The organism is Streptomyces sp. NBC_01334 (assembly GCF_035983595.1).
GTDB lineage: Bacteria > Actinomycetota > Actinomycetes > Streptomycetales > Streptomycetaceae > Streptomyces > Streptomyces coriariae.
This window is the reverse complement of record NZ_CP130718.1, coordinates 1746828-1771218: the sequence shown is the minus strand read 5'-3', so window position 1 is coordinate 1771218 and position 24391 is coordinate 1746828. Positions and strand designations below refer to the sequence as shown.

General features: G+C 72.1%; 26 protein-coding genes and 1 riboswitch. Of the genes, 13 read left to right on the top strand and 13 right to left on the bottom strand.

Translation table 11 applies throughout. From position 1 onward, the window contains the following. Nucleotide 1 precedes the first annotated feature (1 nt). Nucleotides 2-376, top strand: coding sequence for a fic family toxin-antitoxin system, toxin component (locus OG736_RS08000; protein WP_267023653.1), 375 nt, complete (start codon nt 2-4; stop codon nt 374-376). On the opposite strand, the gene OG736_RS07995 is transcribed toward OG736_RS08000, so the two are convergent. After that, nucleotides 371-1048: a class I SAM-dependent methyltransferase gene (locus OG736_RS07995; protein ID WP_327181825.1), complete on the bottom strand. Its 678-nt coding sequence runs from the start codon at nt 1046-1048 to the stop codon at nt 371-373. The genes OG736_RS08000 and OG736_RS07995 overlap by 6 nt on opposite strands. Nucleotides 1049-1136: 88 nt before the next feature. Beyond that, nucleotides 1137-1823 (bottom strand): esterase/lipase family protein, encoded by a 687-nt coding sequence (locus OG736_RS07990; protein WP_327181824.1) that lies wholly within the window; start codon nt 1821-1823, stop codon nt 1137-1139. A gap of 114 nt (nt 1824-1937) precedes the next feature. On the opposite strand from OG736_RS07990, the gene OG736_RS07985 reads away from it, so the two are divergent. Continuing rightward, on the top strand, nt 1938-4244 hold the full coding sequence (locus OG736_RS07985; RefSeq protein ID WP_442817011.1) for a helix-turn-helix transcriptional regulator: 2307 nt from the start codon (nt 1938-1940) through the stop codon (nt 4242-4244). Here OG736_RS07985 and bioD read toward each other — a convergent pair. The 3 genes from bioD to bioB are packed head-to-tail and all read right to left on the bottom strand — an operon-like array spanning nt 4241 to nt 7477. After that, nucleotides 4241-4963 (bottom strand): dethiobiotin synthase, encoded by a 723-nt coding sequence (gene bioD, locus OG736_RS07980; protein ID WP_327187548.1) that lies wholly within the window; start codon nt 4961-4963, stop codon nt 4241-4243. The two genes, OG736_RS07985 and bioD, sit on opposite strands and share 4 nt — an antisense overlap. 2 nt (nt 4964-4965) lie before the next feature. Next, nucleotides 4966-6255: an adenosylmethionine--8-amino-7-oxononanoate transaminase gene (locus OG736_RS07975; protein WP_327181823.1), complete on the bottom strand. Its 1290-nt coding sequence runs from the start codon at nt 6253-6255 to the stop codon at nt 4966-4968. After that, the gene (gene bioB / locus OG736_RS07970) at nt 6248-7477 is read right to left on the bottom strand and encodes a biotin synthase BioB (protein WP_327181822.1); all 1230 of its coding nucleotides are present in this window, start codon (nt 7475-7477) and stop codon (nt 6248-6250) included. Before bioB ends, OG736_RS07975 begins: the two co-directional genes overlap by 8 nt. Nucleotides 7478-7624: 147 nt before the next feature. Here bioB and OG736_RS07965 point away from each other — a divergent pair, with 147 nt between their 5' ends. Next, nucleotides 7625-8752, top strand: a complete 1128-nt coding sequence (locus tag OG736_RS07965) for an 8-amino-7-oxononanoate synthase (protein WP_327181821.1) — start codon at nt 7625-7627, stop codon at nt 8750-8752. 46 nt (nt 8753-8798) lie between these two features. Here OG736_RS07965 and OG736_RS07960 read toward each other — a convergent pair whose 3' ends face one another. Beyond that, entirely contained in the window at nt 8799-9050 is a 252-nt protein-coding gene (locus OG736_RS07960) for a DUF397 domain-containing protein (protein ID WP_327181820.1), read from the bottom strand. A 9-nt stretch (nt 9051-9059) separates the two neighbouring features. Then, a complete protein-coding gene (locus tag OG736_RS07955; protein WP_327181819.1) occupies nt 9060-9920 on the bottom strand; it encodes a helix-turn-helix domain-containing protein in 861 nt (286 codons plus the stop codon). A 213-nt stretch (nt 9921-10133) separates the two neighbouring features. Here OG736_RS07955 and OG736_RS07950 point away from each other — a divergent pair, with 213 nt between their 5' ends. After that, on the top strand, nt 10134-10616 hold the full coding sequence (locus OG736_RS07950) for an ATP-binding protein (RefSeq protein WP_327181818.1): 483 nt from the start codon (nt 10134-10136) through the stop codon (nt 10614-10616). A 57-nt stretch (nt 10617-10673) separates the two neighbouring features. On the opposite strand, the gene OG736_RS07945 is transcribed toward OG736_RS07950, so the two are convergent. The 3 genes from OG736_RS07945 to OG736_RS07935 form a co-directional block, all read right to left on the bottom strand. Next, nucleotides 10674-11147: a C40 family peptidase gene (locus OG736_RS07945; protein WP_057601952.1), complete on the bottom strand. Its 474-nt coding sequence runs from the start codon at nt 11145-11147 to the stop codon at nt 10674-10676. A 3-nt stretch (nt 11148-11150) separates the two neighbouring features. Then, a riboswitch (cyclic di-AMP (ydaO/yuaA leader) is annotated at nt 11151-11321 on the bottom strand. Between the two features lie 383 nt (nt 11322-11704). Next, a complete protein-coding gene (locus OG736_RS07940; protein WP_327181817.1) occupies nt 11705-12010 on the bottom strand; it encodes a hypothetical protein in 306 nt (101 codons plus the stop codon). A 7-nt stretch (nt 12011-12017) separates the two neighbouring features. Next, nucleotides 12018-12653 carry an ATP-dependent Clp protease proteolytic subunit gene (locus OG736_RS07935; protein WP_327181816.1) on the bottom strand — a complete coding sequence of 212 codons (636 nt, stop codon included), beginning with the start codon at nt 12651-12653 and terminating at the stop codon, nt 12018-12020. 89 nt (nt 12654-12742) lie between these two features. Here OG736_RS07935 and OG736_RS07930 point away from each other — a divergent pair, with 89 nt between their 5' ends. Further along, nucleotides 12743-13021 carry a type II toxin-antitoxin system Phd/YefM family antitoxin gene (locus OG736_RS07930; RefSeq protein WP_020131637.1) on the top strand — a complete coding sequence of 93 codons (279 nt, stop codon included), beginning with the start codon at nt 12743-12745 and terminating at the stop codon, nt 13019-13021. 100 nt (nt 13022-13121) lie between these two features. Here the strand turns inward: OG736_RS07930 and OG736_RS07925 are convergent, their stop codons facing one another. Continuing rightward, on the bottom strand, nt 13122-14111 hold the full coding sequence (locus OG736_RS07925) for an ABC transporter permease (protein ID WP_327181815.1): 990 nt from the start codon (nt 14109-14111) through the stop codon (nt 13122-13124). Nucleotides 14112-14383: 272 nt separating this feature from the next. Here OG736_RS07925 and OG736_RS07920 point away from each other — a divergent pair, with 272 nt between their 5' ends. The 8 genes from OG736_RS07920 to OG736_RS07885 all read left to right on the top strand — a co-directional run bounded on the left by OG736_RS07920 (nt 14384) and on the right by OG736_RS07885 (nt 21481). Beyond that, a complete protein-coding gene (locus tag OG736_RS07920) occupies nt 14384-15010 on the top strand; it encodes a TetR/AcrR family transcriptional regulator (RefSeq protein WP_327181814.1) in 627 nt (208 codons plus the stop codon). 132 nt (nt 15011-15142) lie between these two features. Continuing rightward, entirely contained in the window at nt 15143-15445 is a 303-nt protein-coding gene (locus tag OG736_RS07915; protein WP_028807144.1) for an urease subunit gamma, read from the top strand. A gap of 10 nt (nt 15446-15455) precedes the next feature. After that, nucleotides 15456-15767 (top strand): urease subunit beta, encoded by a 312-nt coding sequence (locus OG736_RS07910; protein ID WP_327181813.1) that lies wholly within the window; start codon nt 15456-15458, stop codon nt 15765-15767. After that, complete coding sequence (locus tag OG736_RS07905) at nt 15760-17481, top strand: urease subunit alpha (protein WP_327181812.1); 1722 nt, start codon at nt 15760-15762, stop codon at nt 17479-17481. Before OG736_RS07910 ends, OG736_RS07905 begins: the two co-directional genes overlap by 8 nt. A gap of 21 nt (nt 17482-17502) precedes the next feature. Then, nucleotides 17503-18177, top strand: coding sequence for an urease accessory protein UreF (locus OG736_RS07900; protein WP_327181811.1), 675 nt, complete (start codon nt 17503-17505; stop codon nt 18175-18177). A 141-nt stretch (nt 18178-18318) separates the two neighbouring features. Then, complete coding sequence (gene ureG / locus OG736_RS07895; protein WP_327181810.1) at nt 18319-19002, top strand: urease accessory protein UreG; 684 nt, start codon at nt 18319-18321, stop codon at nt 19000-19002. A 1-nt stretch (nt 19003) separates the two neighbouring features. After that, nucleotides 19004-19762, top strand: coding sequence for an urease accessory protein UreD (locus OG736_RS07890; protein WP_327181809.1), 759 nt, complete (start codon nt 19004-19006; stop codon nt 19760-19762). 186 nt (nt 19763-19948) lie between these two features. Then, on the top strand, nt 19949-21481 hold the full coding sequence (locus tag OG736_RS07885) for an alpha/beta hydrolase (protein ID WP_442817161.1): 1533 nt from the start codon (nt 19949-19951) through the stop codon (nt 21479-21481). Nucleotides 21482-21665: 184 nt separating this feature from the next. Here OG736_RS07885 and OG736_RS07880 read toward each other — a convergent pair whose 3' ends face one another. Both OG736_RS07880 and OG736_RS07875 read right to left on the bottom strand, forming a co-directional pair. Further along, entirely contained in the window at nt 21666-22400 is a 735-nt protein-coding gene (locus OG736_RS07880; RefSeq protein WP_054240449.1) for a lysophospholipid acyltransferase family protein, read from the bottom strand. A gap of 700 nt (nt 22401-23100) precedes the next feature. Next, on the bottom strand, nt 23101-24351 hold the full coding sequence (locus OG736_RS07875; protein ID WP_327181807.1) for a PP2C family protein-serine/threonine phosphatase: 1251 nt from the start codon (nt 24349-24351) through the stop codon (nt 23101-23103). Between the last annotated feature and the right edge of the window lie 40 nt (nt 24352-24391).

The following is a 24391-nucleotide window of genomic DNA, read 5'->3' as shown; positions in this document are numbered from 1 at the left end:
CTTGAGCGACCTCCGCATCGATCTCGCCTGGCTTCTCATGCTCGCCGAACAGAAGACCCCGGGGGACCCCCAGGTCACCGACTGGGGGGCACTGGTGGCGGCCGTGGCGCGCCACCAGGCCGAGATATTCGACGTCCCCGTCTACGACGACGCGCCGGCCCGCGCCGCAGCGCTGCTCCAGCTCCTCATCCACGTGCCCGCGCTGGAGCGCTCGAACGCCCTGTTCGCCTGCGCCGTCGCGTACGCCTATCTCGTCGCCAGCGGTCTGAAGGTCGCCACCTCGCCCGAACAGGTCCGCGACCTGGCCCGGCTGGTCAAGACCGGCGAGGCGTCGGTGTCCGACATCGCGCGGGAACTGCGTCAGTGGAGCCTATGAGGGGCGCCGGGCTCTCCCGAGAACGCAGTACGAGGAGGGGAATCTCGGGCCCCTCTCCGGCACGCACAGCCGGCGGTACGGGCCCGGTTCGAACCCTGCATCGCGCAGGGCGTCGAGCGTGTCCCGGGTGAGGTGACAGCCGCCGGCCAGGGTCGGCCACACCGTGCGGTCCAGCGCGCGCTGGGTGAACCGCATCGCCGGACCGCCGCCGGGACCGTGCTCGAAGAACCTGAGTTCGCCGCCGGGTCGCAGCACCCGCCGCAGCTCCCCGAGCGCGCGGGGCACGTCCCGCACACTGCACAGCACCAGCGAGACCACCGCCCCGTCGAAGGCCTCGCTCTTCACCGGCAGCGCCTCCGCCACGGCCGGCACGACATCGACCGGCACCTCCGCGCGCCGGGCCGCCTCCAGCGCCAGCGTGCGCAGGTGGCGTTCCGGCTCGATCGCGACGACCTCCGAGACGGCGGCCGGGTAGTGCGCGAAGTTCAGTCCGTTGCCCGCGCCGATCTCGATGATCCGGCCGGACAGCCCCGTGAGCAGCTGATCACGTAGAGGGGCCAGACCGCCGCGGGTCTCGGCGGCCGTGCCGAGCCGGGCACAGAACCGGGCGAACAGCGGGTGGTGGACGGTGTCACCTGGCACCTTGCCGGAGCCGGTGGAGCGGAGTGGCATGGCGACCTCCCGGGCAGGACGGGCCCACCGGGATTCTCCCCCGTGCAGGCCCGCCGCACCCACGCTGTCGCCGTAGCGCTTGTAGCGCTTACTGGATGAAGTCGCGCACCTGCTCGTACACGCCGTGGTCGTTGTTCATGTCGTTGTGCGAGATGCACCCGACGCCGACGTTGGTGGCCCCGCTCAGCAGCGCCGAGGAGTCCGGGTCGATGGCCGCGTCGCAGTTCGACCAGTAGGTCGCGTAGTTCACGCTGCCCGGCGTCTCGTCACCGGAGTTGAGCGAGGTGAGGAACGAACTGCCGGTGACCATCTCGGCGCAGGAGGTGTAGAGCCAGCTGCACCACGAGGCGACCGACGTCCCGTGGTTGGTGCCCGCGACGGAGACGAAGTCGTCCACGTACGCGGTGCCGCCGAGGTTCTTGAGGTAGTAGCGGGAGCTGAGCGCGCCCATGGAGTGGATGACGACGTCGACCTTGGACGCGCCGGTTCTCGCCAGCACGTTCTTGATCTCGGTGGCCAGTTGGGAGGCGGTCGTGGCGTTCGACTGGGACCAGCTGTACGTCCAGGCGTCCAGCTCGGCGGCCGTGTAGCCGTCGGCCTTGAAGTCCGCGACCCAGTCGTCCCAGCTGCTGGAGGAACTGCTGATGCCGTGCACGAAGACGATCGGGTTGTGGGTCGCGGCGTGGGCTGTGGGGGCGGAGAACGAGAGTGACAGAAGGAGCGAAGAGACCACGGCCGAGAGTGCCGCGGCGATGCGACGCTTGTGGCGCTGCATGATGCCTCCTGAAACGTGTGGGGTTGCCAGGAGTGTCCGGCGGGTCTACGCGCGCCGCATCGGTGAAATCGCCAGTCTTTACGGTTCAAGTAACCCGCCAGTAACGTCACTTGTGTGGTGACACGAGTGAACCCCCCGTCCGCGGACCGCACTTCGCCACCGGCGCCGCCGGACGCGGGCCCGCGCCCGGCCCCGGCGCTGTCCGAAGGCGTGCGCGTGCGCGTGCTGCGCCTCGTATACGGCGACCCGCGCGCGGCCGCCGAACTCGTCGCGAGGCTGACCGAACGACAGGCGGCCGGCTTCGACCCGCTGCCGGCCGAACCCGCCGACCTCGCCCCCGAGACGCTGCGCGCCCACCGCCGCGAGGTCCGCGCGCTGCCCGACGGCACCCGGCTGGTGCTCCTGCTGGCGGCCGCCGACCAGTACCCGGTGGCCACCCACGCCTTCCTGCGCGCCGTCGCCGCCGCCCGGCTCGACACCCGGCCCCTCGAAGCTGCGGAGGCGGCCGGGATCGCGTACGCCACGGCCGGCGGGGTCGGCTTCCGCGACGCCTGGACCCGGATCGCCGCCTACGAGACGGCCGCCCCGGCCGACCGGCGCGACGCACACCGGCTGCTCGCCCGGGTCCTGCACGGCGCGGCGGAGACGCCCCGGCGGTCCTGGCACCGGGGCGCGGGCGCACTCGGGCCCAGCGCGCGGCTCGCCGCGGAGCTCACGACGGCCGCCGCCCAGGCGCGCGCCGCCGGCGACCCGGCGCTCTCGGGCGCCCTCGCCGAACGCGCCGCCGCGCTCTGCACGGACCCGGGCGACAGGTCCCGGCTCCTCGCCCACGCGGCGACCGACGCCTGGCACCGCGGTGACGGCGACCGGTCCCGAGCCCTCGCCGCCCGCACCGACGCCGACGCCCTCACCGGCATCCTCGCCCTGCGGACCGGGCACGCGGGGGAGGCGTTCGACGCGCTGCTGGCCGGGGCGGCACGGGCGGCCGGGGCGCGGCCCGAGCCCGGTGACCCGGCACCGGGACGGGACGGCACCACAGCCTCCCCCGTCGCCTTCTCGCTCACCTCCCCGGTCACCTCGCGCGAGTCGGGCGAGGCGGCGGGGCCAGCCACCACGGCTCCCGTCACCCACTTCCTGGCCCGAGCCGCCGAAGCCGCCGTCTACACCGGCGATCTGCGTCGATGCCGTGAAGCGGCCCTCGTCGCGGGGCAGTCGGGCATCGACCCGCCCGGTGTGCTCGGCGGGATCGCGGCGGCCGTCGACGGACGGTACGAGGACGCGCGCAACCTGCTGGAGGCCACCGCCGGGCGGTGCGGTCCGGGCGGTGACCCCACCCTCCTCCTGCACGCGGGGATCGCCGCCCTGATGCTCGGCGACCACACCCGCGCCGCCACCGCCACGGTCCGGGCGGCCGCCGCGGCCCGCGCCCGGGGGGTCACCGCCGCCGTGTCCCAGGCCATGGAGTTCCGCGCCTACGCCGACTTCTGGACCGGCCGTCCGCGCGCCGCCGAGGCCGCCGCGCTGGACGCCCTGCGTCAGGCGTACGCCACCGGACAGGACAACGGCGCCTGCCATCTCCAGGCGGCCCTCGCGATGTTCGCCGCGCTCACCGGCGACGAGGACCTGTGCCGGGAGCGGGCCGCGGCCGCCCGCTCCTACGCCCTCGCCCACGCCCTGGGCCTGCCCGCCGCCCTGGCGCAGTGGGCGCTCGCCTTCCTCGACCTCGGCTCCGGCCGCTTCGACGCCGCCGCGGCCCGGCTGCGCGCGCTCGCCGCCTCGGGTCCGGGTCACGGCCACCGGGCCATCCGCCACCTGGCCACCCCGCACTATGTCGAGGCCGCCGTCCGCACCGGCGAGACCCGCGTGGCGCGCGCCGCGCACGCCGACTACGACCGCTGGGCCCGCGCCGTCGGCAGCGCCGACGACCTGGCCCTCAGCGCCCGCTGCCAAGCCCTGCTCACGCCGGGCGCCGACGCCGTCGAGCACTACCGCACGGCCCTCCGGCTGCACGCCGAAGGAACCCGAGCCTTCGAACGGGCCCGCACGGAACTGCTGTTCGGCAGCGCACTGCGCAGGCTGCGCCGCCGCACCGAGGCCCGCGACCGGCTGCACAGCGCCATGGAGGCGTTCGAGTCCTTCGACGCCCCGCACTGCGCCGAGAGCGCCCGCGCCGAACTGCGCGCGCTGGGCGCCCCCGCGGCCCCCACCCGCGGCGACCGGCGCCCGACGGCCCACCTGACCGCCCAGCAGCTCCTGGTCGCCCGGATGGCGGCCGACGGCGCCACGAACCGCGAGATCGCCGCCCGCCTCGCCCTCAGCCCCCGCACCATCGACCACCATCTGCGAGGCGTCTTCACCCGCCTCGGCATCCGCTCCCGCATCGAACTCGTCCGGCTGCTCGCGGACGCGGACGGCGGTTAGTCCCCGGAACCGGTCCGCTTCCGGAAGGCCTCCGCCTCCCACGTCCCGTCCAGCCGCGGCGCCAGCCAACCGGGCGCCACGGTACGGAAATCGCCGGGTGCGAGAGCGCCGGCACCCGACGGCAGCGCCCCCAGCAGCGGGGCCCCGGCCACCTCCGGCAGATCAGCGACATTGCAACGCGAGGCCAGATCGGGGGAGTCGGGCCAGCTGCCGATCACGACCCCCAGCAACTCCACTCCTCGGCCTCGCAGTTCACGAGCCGTCAGTTCCGTGGTGTTCAGTGTGCCGAGGCCCGCCGAGGCCACCACCAGCACCGGCGCCCGCAGCAGCTGTGCCACGTCGGCCAGCGTTCCGCCCGCTTCGTCGAACCGTACGAGCAGCCCGCCCGCCCCCTCGACGAGCACCAGGTCGTGCCCGGCGGCCAGTTTCTGCGCCGCCTCCGCCACGTCCTGGGGTCGCACCGCCGCCAGGCCCGCCCTGCGCGCCGCCGTCGCCGGAGCCAACGGCTCGGGATAGCGGGCCACTTCGGCCGTCGTCACCGTGCCCGCGAGCCGGGCCACCTCGTCGGCGTCCCCGCGCTCGTCCGCGCGTACGCCGGTCTGCGCGGCCTTGAGGACGGCCACCGTCCGCCCCGCCGCGAGCGCCGACGCGGCGACCGCGGCCGTCGTGACGGTCTTGCCGACCTCCGTGCCCGTCCCCGTGATCACCAGGATCGGCATGTTCATCCCTCCCGCGCCGCGGCACACACCGCGCGCGCGATCCGTGCCACGTCCGCGTCACCGGTGACGTACGGCGGCATCGTGTAGATCAGGTCGCGGAACGGCCGCAGCCAGACACCCTCGCGCACCGCGGCCCGGGTGGCGGCCGCCATGTCCACCGGGTGGTCGAGCTGGACGACGCCGATCGCGCCGAGGACCCGGACGTCCCGCACGCCCGGGATCTCCGCCGCCGCGGCGAGGCCGTCCCGCAGCCCCGCCTCGATCCGCTTGACCTCGGCGAGCCAGTCCTGCCCGAGCAGCAGCTCGATCGAGGCACAGGCGACGGCCGCGGCGAGCGGGTTGCCCATGAACGTCGGCCCATGGGCCAGCACCGGAACCTCGCCCCGCGAGATCCCGTCGGCCACCCGGGACGTGCACAGCGTCGCCGCCATCGTCAGATAGCCGCCGGTCAACGCCTTGCCGACGCACATCACATCGGGTGTCACCGCGGCGTGCTCCGCCGCGAACAGCGCGCCCGTGCGCCCGAACCCGGTCGCGATCTCGTCGAACACCAGCAGCACGTCGTGCGCGTCGCACGCCTCGCGCAGCACCCGCAGATAGCCGGGGGAGTGGAACCGCATCCCGCCCGCGCCCTGCACCACCGGCTCCACGATGACCGCGGCCAGTTCGTCGGCGTGCCGCTCGATCGTCTCGCGCAACAGGTCGGCGTACGCCTCCTCGAACTCCACCGGAGGCGGGTCCACGAAGACCTGCCGGGGCAGCACCCCGGTCCACAGGTCGTGCATCCCGCCCTCGGGATCGCACACGGACATCGGCTGCCAGGTGTCGCCGTGGTAACCGCCGCGCCAGGTCAGCAGGCGCCGCTTGGCCGGGCGGCCCAGCGAGCGCCAGTACTGGAGGCACATCTTCACCGAGACCTCGACCGACACCGAGCCGGAGTCGGCGAGGAACACATGCTCCAGACCGTCGGGCGACATGTCGACAAGGAGCTTCGCCAGTCGTACGGCGGGCTCGTGGGTGAGCCCGCCGAACATCACATGACTCATCCGGCCCAGCTGGTCGCGCACGGCCTCGTTGAGCACCGGGTGGTTGTAGCCGTGGATCGCCGACCACCAGGACGCCATGCCGTCGACCAGGTCACCCGAGCCGTCCGCCGGCCGCAGCCGCACCCCGCTCGCCGACTCCACGACGAGCGGTTCGGCCCGGCCGGGCATCGGACCGTACGGATGCCACACGTGCCGCCGGTCGAGCTCCAGCAGCTCGGGCACCCCGAGCCGGGGCAGCTCAGGCATTGGGCGCGAGATCGGTACCGGCGCCACGCCGGCGTACGGAGACCAGGTCCGTACGGGCCTCGCCGACCGCCGCGGCCGGGGCCGACGCCGGGGCGGAGCCGCACACACCGCCGCCCGCGTGGGAGCCGCAGCCGGCGTCCTCGTGCGAGCCGCACCCGGAGCTCTCGTGCGAGCCGCAGCCGGCGCCCTCGTGGGACCCGCAGCCCCCGGCCGCCGTCGCCCGGTGCTCGGGCAGGGTGACCTGTTCCGCGCCCTCCACCTCGAACCCGGCGTCCGCGATCATCTCCAGGTCGGCCTTGCCGGCCTGGCCCTCGGTCGTGAGGTAGTCGCCCAGGAAGATCGAGTTGGCCAGGTGCAGGGCGAGCGGCTGCATCGTGCGCAGATGGACCTCGCGGCCGCCCGCGATGCGCACCTCGACGTCCGGGCAGACGAACCGCACCATCGCCAGGATGCGCAGACAGCGCTGCGGGGTCAGGTTCCACTCCTTGGCGAGCGGGGTGCCCTCGACCGGGATGAGGAAGTTCACCGGAACGGAGTCCGGGTCCAGCTCGCGCAGCGAGAAGACGACGTCCACCAGGTCCTCGTCGGACTCGCCCATGCCGGCGATCAGGCCCGAGCACGCCGACAGACCCGCCGCGTGCGCCTTCTGCACCGTGTCCACCCGGTCGGCGTACGTGTGCGTGGTCGTGATCTCCCCGTACGTGCCCTCGGACGTGTTCAGGTTGTGGTTGTAGGCGTCGGCGCCCGCCTCGCGCAGCCGTTCGGCCTGGCCGTCGGAGAGCAGGCCGAGACAGGCGCAGACCTCGACGCCCTCGTTCTGGTCCTTGATCGCCTTGATGGTGCCGGCGACCCGGTCGACGTCACGGTCCGTCGGACCACGCCCGGACGCCACCAGGCAGACCCGCTTGGCCCCGCCCGCCAGACCGGCCGCAGCCGCCTGCGAGGCCTCTTCCGGCTTGAGCCAGGTGTACTTCAGGATCCCGGCCGTGGAGCCGAGCCGCTGCGAGCAGTAGGAGCAGTCCTCGGGGCACAGCCCCGACTTGAGGTTGACGAGGTAGTTGAGTTTCACCCGTCGCCCGAACCACTGCCGGCGCACCCGGCCGGCCGCGGCCACCACGTCCAGCACGTCGTCGTCGGAAGTGGCCAGCACGGCCAACGCTTCCTCGCGGGTCGGCAGCTCGCGCCGAAGCCCCTTGTCCACCAGCGTGTTCAGCAGGTCCATGAGAGCCGATCCTGTCCTACGCACCCGCTCCGGGCCAAGGTAGGGATCGCACAACACACCGGGTTCGACGTGTGGGTATTGCCACACCGTGGGTGGGCGGTCGGGCCGCTAGTGTCTGTCCGCTACCTACAAAAGCCCGGAGGACCCATGGCGTTCGGCTGGATCGACGAGCAGGCGGAGCTGCGGCGCCGGGCCGGACTCGTGCGGACACTGCGGCCCCGCCCGGCAGACTCGCCGCTCCTCGACCTGGCGAGCAACGACTACCTGGGCCTCGCCCGCCACCCCGAGGTCACGGAGGGGGCCGCGGCGGCCGCCAGGACCTGGGGCGGCGGCGCCACCGGCTCCCGGCTCGTCACGGGCACCACCGAGCTGCACGGCGAACTGGAGCGGGAGCTTGCCGAGCACTGCGGCTTCGAGGCGGCCCTCGTCTTCTCCTCCGGATACGCGGCCAACCTCGCGGCGGTCACCGCGCTGGCCCCGCACGGGTCGCTGATCGTCTCCGACGCGGGCAACCACGCCTCGCTGATCGACGGCTGCCGGCTGGCCCGCGGTACCACCCACGTCGTCGGGCACGCCGACCCGGACGCGGTGCGCAAGGCGCTCGGCACACACGACGGCCCGGCCGTGGCCGTCTCCGACACGGTCTTCTCGGTCGACGGCGACGCCGCCCCGCTGGCCGCCCTGGCGGCCGCCTGCCGGGAGTACGGCGCCGGACTGGTCGTCGACGACGCCCACGGGCTCGGTGTGCTGGGGGACGGCGGGCAGGGTGCTCCGTACGCGTCCGGTCTGGCGGGCGCCGACGACGTCGTCGTCACGGTCACGCTGTCCAAGTCGCTGGGCAGCCAGGGCGGCGCCGTGCTGGGTCCCGCGCGGGTGATCGAGCATCTCGTGAACGCGGCCCGGACCTTCATCTTCGACACGGGCCTGGCCCCGGCGGCGGCGGGGGCGGCGCTGGCCGCCCTCAGGCTGCTGCGCCGGGAGCCGCAGCGCGCGGCACGCGCGCGTGCGGTGGCGGGCGAGCTGCACGCACGCCTGACGGCCGCGGGCCTGGCAGCGGTGCGTCCGGACGCCGCGGTCGTCTCCGTGCGTGCGCCGTCCCCGGAGGGGGCCGTGCGCTGGGCGGCGGACTGCCGGTCGGCAGGCCTGGCCGTGGGCTGCTTCCGTCCTCCCTCCGTGCCCGACGGCATCTCACGCCTCAGGCTGACCGCGCGTGCGGACCTCTCCGGGGCCGAGCTGGAACGCGCTGTACGGGTGATCGGCGAAACACGACCATGAGTCGGCGTGACACGGCCGTGGACCGCCTCTGACTGCTGCGGTGCGGTCAGCGGACCCGTGAGACCCCCGAGAACCCGGCCGTGAAGCCCGACCAGCTCTCGGGGGAGAAGAGCAGGGCGGGTCCGGCCGGGTCCTTGGAGTCGCGTACGGCGAGCAGACCGGCCCAGGGGCCGGAGGCCGGCCGGGCCGTCTCCACACAGTTGTTCGCTCCCGTGCTGTAGCTGCTGCGCAGCCACCGCACCTCAGGGAGACGGTCGGGATCGGTACTGGAAGGTACGTTCCGCGGTGGTGCGGACATGGTGCCTCCTTACGCGCCGTCGGCTATCGCGGCGATGTAATCCGATGAGTCCCCGGGCGAAAGGGCGTGCGCCCGAAGGGCGTTGAAGGCCTCGGTGTAGGCCTGGAGGTCTTCTTTCCGTTCGAGATAGAGGCTACTCGTCAAGTGGTCGAGAACAACCACGTCCAGATCAGAAGTGCGCGAAAATGAGAAGATAACGAAAGGGCCAGTTACCCCGATATGCGCTCCGGCGGCGAACGGCAGCACCTGAAGCCGAACTTGGGGCAATCGGGCGGCTTCCACGAGCCGACCGAGCTGTCGTGCCATCACCTCGGGCCCGCCCACCTCCCGTCGCAGCACCGCCTCGTCCAATACCGCGTTCAGTTCCAGCGGTGGCTGCGCGCGCAGCACGTCCTGGCGGGCCAGCCGGACCTCCACCAGGGTGTCGAGCTGGTCCTCGTCGCCGCCCTCCACGGATGCCCTGGTCACCGCGCGCGCGTACTCGGGCGTCTGCAGCAGCCCCGGTACCACCGTCGTCTCCAGGGTGCGCATCGCGCTCGCCTGCGACTCCAGACTGATGAAGTCCCGGTAGGTGGGCGGCAGCACCCCGCGGTACGCGTGCCACCAGTGGTCCCGGCCGCCACTGCCGTCGTCGCCCGCCAACGCCAGCATCAGCTCCCGCAGTTGCGGATCCGCGACACCATAGGCGTCGAGAAGTAACCGCACATCGGCCGGTTTCGATCCACTGATACCGGTCTCGATGCGGCTCACCTTGGACTGGTGCCAGCCCACGAGCCGGGCCGCCTCACCACTGGTGAGGCCCGCCTGGGCGCGCAGATTGCGCAGTTCGACGCCCAGCTTCCGGCGGCGCACCGCGGGGCCGTGCTGCATGGGCTCCTCCTTACTCCTACCGGGCCGACCAAATACGCTCTGCCGTCGCAGAGTTCACCGCATCGGGCGACAGATATATGCATATCCTGGTGGATCCCACCCGTGACCGGCGCGGTAATGGCAGTCTGGCGAAGAAGCACCAGTCCGGGACCGTACTCGAACCATCCGCGCCGTGTCGGGCTCCCGGTCCCGTGGGAAAGGGTCGACGTCGCCATGGCAGATCACCTGGAAGCATCCGTCACTCTGCCGAGCGATCCCGCCTCGGTCTACGCGGCTCGCGTATTCGTGGCCGGCGCCCTCGGGGAATGGGGTCTGCCGGCGGACGCGGAGATGGCCGACGCCATCCGGCTGATCGTCTCGGAACTCGCCACCAACGCCGTACAGCACACCTTCGGCCAGTCACCCACTTTCACGGTGGACCTGGTCCTCGACCGTGACGAACACCTGCGCGTCGGGGTCACCGACAGCCACCCGCGCTTCCCCAAACGACTGCCGGCCGCCGTCCAGCAGGACAACGGCCGAGGGATGGTGATCATTCGATGGCTGACCGCGGAGTGCGGCGGCAGGCTGAGAGTGCGGCCCACCCGGGAGGGCGGCAAGACGGTCACCGTCGAGCTCCCGTGGGCCGTCCCGGCGGCGGAGCCGGTGGCCGGTGCCCTGGCGGCCCCGGCGGAGGGTGAGCTCCCGGGGCGATGAAGGCGCGTCAGGACGCCCCCACCGCCCCGGGAAACCAGCCCGTGACCCTGGCAGGCCCTAGCGGACCCGGCCGTACCAGACGCTCTTGGTCCAGATCTTCTGGAGCTTCACCACGTCGCCGGTCTTCGGCGAGTGCCAGATCTTGCCCTTACCCGCGTAGATCCCGACGTGGTAGACGTTCGAGCCCGAGTGGAAGAACACGAGGTCGCCTGCCTTGCGGCTCGACGCCTTGATGTGCTTCGTCTTGTTGTACTGCTGGGACGCCGTCCGGGGCAGGCTCTTGCCCGCCTTCTTGAACGAGTACAGCGTGAGCCCGGAGCAGTCGAACCTCTTCGGCCCGGTGGCCCCGTACTTGTACGGGGCACCCTTCTTGGAGGCCGCGATCTGGAGCGCCTTCGTCGCCGGTGTGGCGGCCGCGGCGTCGGGGGCGAGCCCCGGGACCACGACCGAGCCGCCCACGGCGGCGATGGCGAAAGCCGAGGCCGTACCGGCCCGGGCCATGAGCGACGGGACACGATTGAGCGCAGTCATGCGCAACCCTTCGTCAGCCGCCTGTGAAGGATGACCTGTCGGATTCGGGCTGGCGAAGTTGCCCGGCCGCTGCTGCGGCTTCACCCCAAGGGCTGCTCGGCCCGGTCATGGCGTGACCGTTCCGGCGACCCGTCGTGCTTGGGTCCTCCACTCCTGCCGATGCACTCCTGTCGACCGGTCATCCGGGCGGCGGCAGGACTCGGCGTCCGCCCGGACCGCCCCGCCGCTTGTGGCGGGGGCTTGTCGTCAGTCAGGGATCTTGGCTCACCGATGTCCGAAAATCCCAACGGAACCGGGGATTTGTGGGGTTACTCACCACTCACCCGTTCGGGTGGACACCCTGATGGGCGATCAGGTGTCAAGGCGCCTCAGGGGCTCCCACCAGCGGTGGAGCCCGCTATTCCGCCCGAAGAGCGCCCTTTTGCGCAACCGCGGAGGGGTCGGGGGAGCAGTAGACGCTCCGCTGAACGGGGGTACCTCTTCTGGGCCGTTTCAACTCCGGTCCGGTCGTCACGTCCTGGGCGTGAGCGGTCCGGACCGGAGGTGGATCCGTCGGGTCAACTGTCGGAGAGCGGAGGCAGCGTGACGCGCGCAGTACGGCGCTCCCCGTCGAGGACGCGCAGCGCCCGCGCGAGCGTCGGCGCGTGCAGCTCGTTCTCGCCCCGCTGGTGCATGAGCGTCAGCGCGTCGCGCAGCGCGGTCGCCTTGGTCACCAGCGCCTGGGCGGCGCGCAGTCCGCGGTAGGTGTCGCCGTGGTGGGCGGGGTTGATCCGCCCGAGCAGGTCGACCACGTCAAGGTAGCCGTCGATCAGCTCGGCCTCCGCGCGGGTCAGCGCGGGCAGCGGCGGCAGCTCTGGCACCATCGGCGGCTCACCTCCCGCCGGGCGCGCCGGCCGAGGCCTTGCGGCTGGGGATGATGCCGTCCACCAGGCCGTACTCCACGGCCTCCTGGGCGGTGAGGAACCTGTCCCGCTCGATGTCCGCGGCCACCTGCTCCGGCGTCCGGCCGGTGTGCCGTGCGAGCATCTCCTCCAGGCTCGCGCGGATGCGGGCCAGCTCCTCGGCCTGGATCGCCAGGTCGCTCGCCTGCCCCTGGACGGGCTCGGGCAGGGACGGCTGGTGGATCGTCATCCGCGCCCCCGGCAGCGCGTACCGCTTGCCCGGCGTGCCCGCCGCGAGCAGCACCGCAGCGGACGAGCCCGCCTGACCCAGGCAGGTGGTCTCCACGTCGCAGGTGACGTACCGGATCGTGTCGTAGAGGGCCGTCATCGCGCTGAAGGAGCCGCCGGGGGAGTTGATGTACAGCGCGATGTCCCGGTCCGGGTCCTTGTGCTCGAGGTACATGAACTGGGCCATCACGTCGTTCGCCGAGACGTCGTCGATCCGCGTCCCCAGGAAGACGATCCGCTCCTCCAGCAGCTTCGAGTACGGATCCATGGTCCGGTGCCCGAAGCTCGTGCGCTCGGTGAACTCGGGCAGGACATGACGGGCGGACGGTCGGTTCATCGGAGCCCCTCCTTCTCCGTCCGACGTCTTCTACGCCCGACGGGATCTGTAAAAAATGTACAGGATGTACGTGACGTTAGAATGGGGGTATGGCCTACGAGATTCCGGTGACGCAAGCCAGGGCTGAACTCGCCGACCTGATCAACCGCGTGGTGTACGGCGGTGAACGTGTCGTCGTGACACGCCACGGCAAGCCTCTCGTCGCCCTCGTCTCCGCCGCTGACCTGGAGCGACTCGACGAACTCGACAAGGCCGCGGAGGAGCCGGTGATCAGCTCGGTCACCACCGTGCGCGAGGTCGCGTCCGCTCCCCGCGAACAGCACCGGTTCGGGGTCACGGCGGAGTACCGGGGCCCGAATCCGTCGTAGGGAGCGCCGGCGGGAAGCGTCGGCCGTAGGCACACGAAAGGCCGTGCACCCCCGGATCCGGGGGTGCACGGCCCTGTGGGCGGGTCGCCTGACGGGACGGTCAGGCGACGAGTGCGGGCCGCCGCGCCTCGGTGGCCGGCTCGGCCCGGGTCGGTCCCGGCTTCAGCCGGGCGCCCAGCAGCACCGCCCCGAGGCCCATCGCCGCCCACCAGACCAGCGTCAGCGCGGGGCCGGTCGCCGCCGCTCCGTCGAAGAACGACACCGAGCGCAGCAGCGTCGTACCGGCGCCCGGCGGCAGCCACTGGCCGATCACCCCGACCGGCTCCGGCAGCATCCTCGGTGCCGAGGCCGCCCCGGAGAACGGGTTCCCGAGGAACATCACCACGAAGGACACGGCTCCGATGCCCGGCGTGCCGAGCAGCGCGGCGCAGCCCGCCACCGCCGCGCTCACCGCCAGCGTGGAGAGCCCCAGCACCGCGGCCTCCGCCCACCAGTCGCCGGTGAGCACCCCGAGCCAGCTGTGCGCCAGCGCCGCCGCGGCCGACCCGACCAGGGCGGCCGCGCCGACCAGCCCGATCACGGCACGGACCCCGCGCAGGCCCAGCAGGGACACCAGCGCGCCCGCCGCGATCCCGGCGAGGGCCAGCGGGAGCACGCTCGCACCGAGGGCCGAGCCGCGCGGGTCGGCGGCCGGAGCCGCCACCACGTCCACCGTCTCCACCCGGGTGCCCGAGGCCGCCGCCTGCTGTGCGACCGCCTGCTGGAGCAGCTGGGCGACGAGCGGGCTCGCGGCCGAGGCGGTCAGCAGTTCGGATCCCTCGGCGGTGACGACCACCGCGCCGTATACGGTCCGGTCCTCGACGGCCTCCCGGGCGGCCGTTCCGTCGGCGTAGTGGTGGATCTCGAAGGCGCCCTCGTGTCGGGTCAGTTGCCTCTCCAGCTGCGCGGTCGCGGCGGGCGGACCGGCCACGCCGAGCGGCAGGTCGCGCGGCGCGGTGCGGGCGGCGGGCCAGGCGAATGCCCAGAGGGCGACGGCGGCGAGGGTCGGGACGAGCAGGACGACGGCGATCAGGCGCCGGGTGGCGGACATGGGGACTCCCCCTGGAGGCGTGCGGGACGGCGTGTCGGACGGGTGGGGCCGTGGACGGACGGTGCGCGGTGCGGGCAGGTGGTCGTGCGGGCGGGGTAGGCCTGCGGACGGAGACGGGTACGTGCGGGTCGGGCTGAGTGCGGGTCGGGCCGCGTACGGGTCGGCAGGGCTCGGAGGTCAAAAAGAAGGATCGTTCGTTTTGTCGCTCGTCCACACCGTCCCGCCGAACCGGCCCCTTGTCAAGAAGGAATGTTCGTTCTACGTTGGGGGTCATGGCCCGTGTATCCCAGGCGCACCTCGACGCCCGCCGCCGGCAGATCCTCGACGGCGCGTCGGTCTGCTTCGCCCGCAACGGCTTCCACGCCACGTCGATGCAGGACGTGCTGAAGGAGGTCGATCTGTCCGCCGGGGCGGTGTACCGCTACTTCAGCGGCAAGGAGGAGCTCATCGCCGCGATCGTCGGCGAGGTGCTCGACGAGGTCCGCGAGAGCTTCGAGGAGGAGGGCCGGCACATTCCGCCGCCACCCGACATCCTGGTCTCCTCGGTCCTCGGCCGGGTCCACGCCTCCCGGGAGTCCCTGACCGTCGACGGGCAGCCAGCATTCCCCCGCCTGGTGATCCAGGTGTGGACGGAGACGCTGCGCAACCCCGAGCTGGCGGCGGTCCTGAGCGAGGGCTACAGCGGGGTGCGCGAGGCGTGGGGACGGATCGTCGTCGCCTACCAGGAGGCCGGGATGATGCGGTCCGATGTGTCGCCGGACCATGTGGCGCGGACGATGATCGCCGTCGTGCAGGGCTTCCTCGTCCAGCAGTCGCTGTTCGGACCCGCTCCGGTCGAGGTGCTGCGGGACGGCCTACGCGCGTTGATGAGCGTGTCGGCCCCGTTGTCGGGGGCCTGAATCGATCACAGGTCGGTTAACTTGCTCGAAATGCGGTCCAACTAGCCTGCCGATCCATGCCACCAGGGTCTTTCCCCGGCGGCCGCGGCAACCGGGCCCCGCACGGTCCGGAGCGAGGATGTGAGGTGGGACGTGCAACTGACCCCGCACGAGCAGGAGAGGCTGCTGATCCACGTGGCGGCCGACGTCGCCGAGAAGCGCCGGGCCCGCGGGCTCAGGCTCAACCACCCGGAGGCCGTGGCCCTCATCACGGCGCACATCCTCGAAGGCGCGCGTGACGGCCGCACGGTGGCCGAGCTCATGTCGTCCGGCCGCAAGCTGCTCACCCGCGACGACGTCATGGAGGGCATCCCCGAGATGATCCACGACGTCCAGGTCGAGGCCACCTTCCCGGACGGCACCAAGCTGGTCACCGTCCACGATCCGATCGTCTGAGGGGGCCTCGATGATTCCCGGAGAAATCCTGTTCGCCGCGGACCCGGTCATCTACAACGAGGGCCGCGAGGTCACCCGGCTCACCGTCCTCAACGCCGCCGACCGGCCCGTCCAGGTCGGCTCCCACTACCACTTCGCCGAGGCCAACCCCGGCCTGGAGTTCGACCGCGCCGCCGCGCGCGGCCGGCGGCTGAACGTCGCCGCCGGCACCGCCGTGCGCTTCGAGCCCGGGATCCCCGTCGACGTCGAACTCGTCCCCCTCGCCGGCGCCCGTGTCGTGCCCGGTCTGCGCGGAGAGACCGGAGGTGCCCTCGATGCCTGAGATCACGCGTGCCGCGTACGCCGACCTGTTCGGCCCGACGACCGGCGACCGCATCCGGCTCGCCGACACCGACCTGCTGATCGAGATCGAGGAGGACCGCTGCGGCGGCCCCGGACTCGCCGGTGAGGAGGCGGTCTTCGGCGGCGGCAAGGTCATCCGTGAGTCCATGGGGCAGTCCCGCGCCACGCGCGCGGACGGGACGCCCGACACCGTCATCACGGGTGCGGTCGTCGTCGACCACTGGGGTGTGGTGAAGGCCGACGTCGGCATCCGCGACGGGCGCATCACCGGTATCGGCAAGGCCGGCAACCCCGACACGATGGACGGCGTCCACCCGGACCTGGTCATCGGCCCGGAGACCGAGATCATCGCCGGCAACGGGCGGATCCTGACCGCGGGCGCGGTCGACGCGCACGTCCACTTCATCTGTCCGCAGATCGCCGACGAGGCGCTGTCCGCCGGTGTCACCACGCTGGTCGGCGGCGGCACCGGACCGGCCGAGGGCTCGAAGGCGACCACCGTGACGCCCGGCCCGTGGCATCTCGCGCGGATGCTGGAGGCGATGGAGCAGTACCCGCTGAACATCGGCTTCCTCGGCAAGGGCAACACCGTCTCCCAGGACGCGATGCTGTCGCAGATCCGGGGTGGGGCACTCGGTCTGAAGCTGCACGAGGACTGGGGCTCGACGCCGGCCGTCATCGACGCCTCGCTGACCGTCGCCGACCGGACGGGCATCCAGGTCGCGATCCACACGGACACCCTCAACGAGGCCGGGTTCGTCGGCGACACGCTCGCCGCGATCGCCGGCCGCGGCATCCACGCGTACCACACCGAGGGTGCGGGCGGCGGGCACGCGCCGGACATCATGACCGTGGTCTCCGAGCCGCACGTGCTGCCGAGCTCCACGAACCCGACACGGCCGTACACGGTGAACACCGCCGAGGAACACCTCGACATGCTGATGGTGTGCCATCACCTCAACCCGGCGGTCCCGGAGGACCTGGCGTTCGCCGAGTCGCGGATCAGGCCGTCGACGATCGGCGCCGAGGACGTCCTGCACGACCTCGGGGCGATCTCGATCATCTCCTCCGACGCGCAGGCCATGGGCCGGGTCGGCGAGGTCATCCTGCGCACCTGGCAGACGGCGCACGTCATGAAGCGGCGCAGGGGCTCCCTGCCCGGCGACGGCCGGGCGGACAACCACCGGGTACGCCGCTACATCGCCAAGTACACGATCAACCCCGCGCTCGCACAGGGCCTGGCCCGCGAGATCGGCTCGGTCGAGGGCGGCAAGCTCGCCGACCTGGTGCTGTGGGAGCCGGCGTTCTTCGGCGTCAAGCCGCACCTCGTGATCAAGGGCGGGCAGATCGCGTACGCGCAGATGGGCGACGCCAACGCCTCGATCCCGACGCCCCAGCCGATCCTGCCGCGTCCGATGTACGGCGCGATCGGCCGGGCGCCCGCCTCGAACTCGTTCAACTTCGTGGCGCCGCTGGCGATCGAGGACGGACTGCCGGAGCGTCTGCAACTGGGCAAGAAGTTCGTCGCCATCGAGTCCACGCGCGGTGTCACCAAGGCGGACATGCGGGAGAACGACGCCCGGCCGCGCGTCCAGGTCGACCCCGACAGTTTCGCCGTGCACATCGACGGGGAGCTGGTCGAGGCGACTCCCGCCGCCGAACTGCCCATGGCGCAGCGCTACTTCCTGTTCTGATCCGGTTCTGAGGACATCGATGTGACAAGGGCAGCACTGCTCGTCCTGGCCGACGGCCGCTTCCCCGCCGGAGGACACGCGCACTCCGGCGGGGCGGAGGAGGCCGTCAGGGCGGGACGGATCACCGGCGCGACCAGCCTGGAGGCCTTCCTCCGGGGGAGGTTGCACACCACGGGGCTGGTGGCCGCGGCGCTGGCGGCCGCCGCCGCGTCCGGGGGCGACCCGGCGGAGCTGGACGCGGCGGCGGACGCCCGCACCCCGTCCCCGGCGCTTCGGCTGACCGCCAGGAAGCTGGGCCGGCAGCTGATGCGGGCCGCCCGGGCGGCCTGGCCGAGCATCGAACTCGACGCCCTGGCCCGGGAGTTCCCCAAGGGGGCACATCAGCCGGTGGTGTTGGGGTTGACCGCGCGGGCGGCCGGGCTCGGGGCGGCGGACGCCGCGTACTGCTCGGTCTACGAGAACGTGAGCGGACCGGCGACGGCCGTGGTGCGGCTGCTGAGCCTGGACCCGTTCGAGGCGACGGCGGTGCTGGCCCGGCTGGCGCCGGAGCTGGACCGGGTGGTCGACCGGGCGGTGGTGGCGGGGTCGGCCGTCCCGAAGGCCGGGGTCGACGCGCTGCCGGCGGCTTCGGCGCCGCTGCTGGAGATCGGGGCGGAGGTTCACGCCGCGTGGCCGGTACGGCTGTTCGCCTCCTAGCGCCCACGGCGGAGCCGCTGCCGGATGCAGCCGCCCCCGCCGCCCCTTCCCGACCCCGGGGGCTCCGCCCCCAGACCCCCGTTCGGCCCTGAAAGGGCCTCGCCCTCGAACGCCGGACGGGCTGATATGAGGAGCCGTGTCATGCATCTCGACCACACCCACGACCGTCCCGCCGCTGCGGCCGTCGGCGCCGACGCCCGTCGGGCCGACGGCTCGCGGCGCGCCCTCCGTATCGGGCTCGGCGGTCCCGTCGGGTCCGGCAAGACCGCCACCGTCGCCGCGCTCTGCCGCACCCTTCGCGACGAACTGTCCCTCGCCGTCGTCACCAACGACATCTACACCCGGGAGGACGCCGAGTTCCTGCTCCGAGAGGCCGTGCTGCCGCCCGAGCGGATCACGGCCGTCGAGACGGGCGCCTGTCCGCACACCGCGATCCGGGACGACATCTCCGCCAACCTCGAGGCCGTGGAGGACCTGGAGGACGAGGTCGGTCCGCTGGACCTGATCCTCGTCGAGTCGGGTGGCGACAACCTCACCGCGACCTTCTCCAAGGGCCTCGTGGACGCGCAGATCTTCGTCATCGATGTCGCGGGCGGGGACGACATCCCCCGCAAGGGCGGGCCCGGTGTCACCACCGCGGACCTGCTCGTCGTCAACAAGACCGACCTCGCGCCGTACGTCGGCTCCGACCTCGCCCGGATGGCCGCCGACGCCAAGGCCCAGCGGGCCGAACTGCCTGTCGTCTTCCAGTCGTTGCGGAGCGAGGGCGGTGTCCGGGACGTCGCCTCGTGGGTGCGGACGCAGTTCGCCGCCTGGACGGCGTGACATGAGCGGAGTGCACGCCACCGCGCGGATCGGGGCGAGGGACGACGGACGCGGGGGGACCTCCCTGCCCGTCCTCGAGAGCGACGGACCGCTCGCCCTGCGCCGCACCCGGGGTACCGCAGGCGAGGCGCGCGTCATGCTCGTCGGCGCGATGAGCGGACCTCTCGGCGGTGACCGCTTCGCCGTCGAGGCCGACGTCGGGAGCGGCGCCCGGCTGCACGTCGGTTCGGCCGCCGCCACCATCGCCCTGCCCGGGCAGGCGAAGGACGAGGCCCACTACGACGTACGCCTCACGGTCGCCGACGGTGGTGAACTTCGCTGGTCGCCCGAGCAGTTGATCTCGGCGAAGGGGAGCGATCTGTTCGTCACCACGCGGGCCGAGCTCGGGGCCCACGCCCGGCTCGTGCTGCGCGAGGAGCAGGTGCTCGGCCGGGTGGGGGAGGAGCCGGGGAGGCTGACCAGCCGGCTCACCGTGCGGATCGCGGGGCGGGTCGTCCTCGATCAGGAACTGGCCTGCGGGCCCGGCGCGCCCGGCGGCTGGGACGGGCCCGCCGTCCTGGCGGAGTATCGTGCCGTGGGCCAACTCGTCGTCGTACGGCCGGAGTTCCTCGAGACCCCGACGGAGGCCCGGAACATCGGCGAGCACGCCCGTGTCATGCCGCTGGCCGGGCCGGCGGCACTCGTCACCGCCGTCGCGCCCGACGCGCTGAGGCTGCGGCGGGCGTTGGACGAGGCGCTCGCCGATGTCGACATCCGGTGAGCGGTACATCACTTTCCGGTTATCGGATTGGCAAAGAAGGTCAACTACACCTTTTCTCAGGTGCCTCACAGCCGCGAGGATCCCTCTGCCGCCATCACCAGGTAGGGGAGTTCCCACTTGAAGGACATACGACCGAACAAGCGCACCACGGCGCTCGGCTCGGCCGGCGTACTCGTCGCCGCGACGATGCTCGCCGGCGCTTTCGCGGCGCCCACGGCCAGCGCGACCAGCGGCCGTCAGGGGCAGGACCGGGAGGCGCGCGGTGCCGCCATCGCAGCGGAGCGCGCCGGCAAGGCAGGCATCGACTGGCAGGACTGCCCCGCCGACTGGGGCCTGGAGAAGCCGATCCAGTGCGGCTGGGTCACCGTGCCGCTCGACTACGCCAAGCCGAACGGCAAGCAGATCAAGCTGGCCGTCGACCGCATCGGCAACACGGGTACCGCCGCGGAGCGCCAGGGCGCGCTCGTCTACAACCCCGGCGGCCCCGGCGGCTCGGGCCTGCGCTTCCCGCGCCGCGTCACCACCAAGGCCCCCGTCTGGACCAACGTGGCGAAGGCCTACGACTTCGTGGGCTTCGACCCGCGCGGGGTCGGCCACTCCGCGCCCATCTCCTGCATCGACCCGCAGGAGTTCGTCAAGGCGCCGAAGGCCGACCCGGTCCCGGACAGCGAGGCCGACAAGCTCGCCCAGATCAAGCTCGCCCGTGAGTACGCGGACGGGTGCGCCGAGCGCAGCGGCAAGGCCGTGCTGGCGCAGATGACCACCCCGAACACCGTCCGTGACCTGGACGTCATCCGCGCCGCCCTGGGCGAGAAGAAGCTCAACTTCCTGGGTGTCTCCTACGGCACCTACATCGGCGCCGTCTACGGCACCATGTTCCCGGGCCACCTGCGTCGCATGATCGTCGACAGCGTGGTCAACCCCTCCCGCGAGAAGATCTGGTACGAGGCCAACCTCGACCAGGACGTCGCCTTCGAGGGCCGCTGGAAGGACTGGCAGGACTGGGTCGCCGCCAACGACGCCACCTTCCACCTCGGCACCACCCGCGCCGCCGTCCAGGCCAAGTGGCTCGAACTGCGCGCCACCGCGAAGAAGAACCCCATCGGCGGGATCGTCGGCCCGGCCGAACTGATCTCCTTCTTCCAGAGCGCCCCGTACTACGACTCCTCGTGGGTCCCGGTCGCCACCGTCTTCAGCAAGTACTTCGCGGGAGACACCCAGGCGCTCGTCGACGCGGCAGCCCCGGACCTGACCGACACGGCCGGCAACATCTCCTCGGAGAACGGCAACGCCGTCTACACCGCCGTCGAGTGCACCGACGCCAAGTGGCCCACCAGCTGGCGGAAGTGGAACAGCGACAACACGCGGCTCAACAAGGACTACCCGTTCATGACCTGGGCCAACGCGTGGATGAACCTGCCGTGCGCCTTCTGGCCGGTCCAGCAGCAGACCCCGGTGGACGTCAAGACCCACAAGGGCCTGCCGCAGGTGCTCATCGTGCAGTCCACGGATGACGCGGCCACCCCGTACGAGGGTGCCGTCGAACTGCACAAGCGCTTCAAGGGCTCCCGCCTGATCACCGAGAAGGACGCCGGCTCCCACGGAGTGACCGGCCTGGTGAACACCTGCATCAACTCCCGGGTGGACGCCTACCTGCTCACCGGCAAGCTGGACACCGCGGACGTGACCTGCGCGCCGCACGCCACGCCCAAGCCGTAGCACCCCCGCACGACAGCGAAGGGCGGCCGGAGCGATCCGGCCGCCCTTTCAGTCGTCCTGACGGAGCATCAGTCGTCCTGGTGGAAGGAGCATCAGTCGACCTGACGGAACATCGACTCCTGGCAGGAAACCGGCCCCTGACGAACCATCGATTCGTGACGGTCCATCAATTGGTGACGGGACGTCAACGGGACGGCAGGCGGGGGAACTTTCGCTCCTTCTCGGCCTTGGCCGCCTTCGCCGCGGCCTCCTCCGCCTTGGCTACGGCCGCGTACTGGTCCACGTACTCCTGCTCGGACAGCGTCAGGATCGCGTACATGATCTCGTCGGTGATCGCCCGCAGCACCGCCTTCTCGTTCTCCATGCCGAGATAGCGGGAGAAGTCGAGGGGCTTGCCGAAGCGGATCACCACGGGGTGCAGGGTCGGGATCACCTTGCCGGGCGGCTGCGCCTCGAAGGTGCCGATCATCGCGCAGGGGATGACGGGGACCTGAGCCCTGAGCGCCATCACCGCGACCCCGACCTTGCCCTTGTACAGGCGGCCGTCGTGCGAGCGGGTGCCCTCCGGGTAGATGCCGAGCAGTTCGTCCTTGCCGAGCACGCCGAGGCCCTCGCGGATCGCGGCCTGGCCAGCCTCCTTGCCCGAGCGGTCGACCGGGATCTGGCCCGCGCTGCGGAAGAAGGCCGCGGTCAGCCGGCCCTTGATGCCGGGACCCGTGAAGTACTCGGCCTTCGCGAGGAAGGTGATGCGGCGCTTGAGGATCGCGGGCATCAGGAAGTGGTCCGAGAACGACAGATGGTTCCCCGCGACGATCGCCGGACCCGACTCCGGTACGTGCTCGAGGCCTTCGATCCGGGGTCGGAAGACCAGTCTCAGCAGGGGGCCCAGCAAGACGTACTTGAGCACGTAGTAGAACAAGGGGTCGCTCCTCACTCCGGCGGATCGGCGGGATGGCCGCCTGACCAGGGTGCTGCTCCCGGACGGTGCGCAGCAAGCCGCAGGGAGCCGCGGGAAGCGATTGCGCGGCCGTCGGGAGTCGCGCACGGCACTTTTTCGTCGAATCTCCATGGATCTTGCCGCAACCTGGTCGGTGGCACATCCACCGAGGGCGAGACGCCGGAGATGTCGCCTTGATCTCGACGCAACCCCCTCGGGGTGAGTGACTCTGACACCGGCCTGGAAGAGACATGAGCGAGATCCCCGCCGACGACATTCCGGCCCTGCTGCTGCGCACCCTCCCCGACTCCGCGGAGTTCATCGCCGAGAAGTACGAGATGCCGGCGGAAGCGGCCGTTCGGACCGAAGCCGTCGCCGCGGACCTGTACGGGCTGCCGGCCGAGTGCCTCACCACGCCGGTCCTGATACCGCAGCTGGAGAGCGATGCCCCCGGACCCGGAACTGCTCGCACGCTGCTGGGACTTCGTGGAGCGGCTCACGGCGCACTCCCTGGAGAGCGTCCGGGGCGCCGCCTACCTCGAGGTCCTCGAACGGCTCCTGGACGCCGACGGTCTCGTCGAGGCCGCCTGGCCGTACAGGGGGGAGCGGACGCGGCCACGGCACCCTCACGATGCTGGACTTCCACGGCGTTCAGCTGTCCGTCATCGACCGGCGGCAGCGCTCACAGCCGCACGATCACCAGCGCCGTGTCGTCGGTCGCGCCGCCGGGCGGCAGCAACTCCAGCAGGACGGCGTCCGCGAGGGACTCCGGGTCCGCCTTCCGGTGGCGCGCGAGGGCGTCGGCGAGGCGGGCGAGGCCCGTGTCGATGTCCTCGCGCCGCCGTTCCACGAGTCCGTCGGTGTACAGGGCGAGAGTGGCGCCGCTGTCGTAGGCGGTGCGTGCCTGGGGCCGGGGGACCGGCGTGGGCCGGGCGTCGAGCGGGGGGTCGGTGGCCCGGTCGAGGAACTCCACCCGGCCGTCGGTGTGGACGAGCACGGGCGGGGGATGCCCGGCGCTGCTGTAGGTGATGATGTGGTGGTCGAAGTCGATGAACGTGGTGACCGCGGTGGCCGATTCGGCACCGTCCACGACATGCGCGTACCGCCCGAGGACGTTCAGCGCCTCGGCCGGGCCCGCCGCGACGCGGGAGGCCGCGCTGAGCGCGCTGCGCAGCTGGCCCATCACCCCGGCGGCCTCCAGACCGTGCCCGACGACGTCGCCGACCGACACGCCGATGCGGTTGCCGCCGACGAGGTCCACCAGGTCGTACCAGTCCCCGCACACGTTGAGCGCGCCGACCGCCGGCCGGTAGCGCACGGCGGCCCGGTGGTGTCCGACCTGCCGGCCGGCGGGCAGCATCGCCTCCTGAAGGGCGAGGGCGACCTCGCGCTCACGAGCGTGGGCGAGCCGCAGCCGCTCGTTGAGTTCCTGGAGCTCGCGGGCGCGGGTGTACAGCTCGGCCTCCAGGACGCGGCCCCGGCTGCCCGCCCGCGCTCCGTCCCCGCCCGTCCCGCGGCCGCGGGCCCGGATCAGCTCGGTGACCTCCTCGACCCGGTGCACGATCAGCACCACCGAGCCGTCCGGCCCGTACACGGGCGCGTTGACGGGACTCCAGTAGCGCTCGTCCCACTCGCCGGGCCGCTCGCTCGACTCGACGTCGTAACGCTGGAGCGCCATGGCCTCCCGCTCGCCGGTGGCCAGTACGCGCCGCAGCGAGGCCTCCAGATTGCGTATGCCGCTCGCGGCCCCGTCGTTGGGGTTGTCGGGGAAGACCTCGAAGACGTGCCGGCCGATCAACTGCTCGCGCTGACGGCCGGACACGCGCAGGAACTCCCTGTTGGCGTCCGCGTACACCAGCTCGGGCGTCAGCAGTGCCACCGCGCCCGGCAACGCCTGGAACACCGCCGTGTAGTCGATCGCCCTGTCGTTCATGGCCGCGTCCCATCCGCCGGTATTGCGTCATTTTCTCATG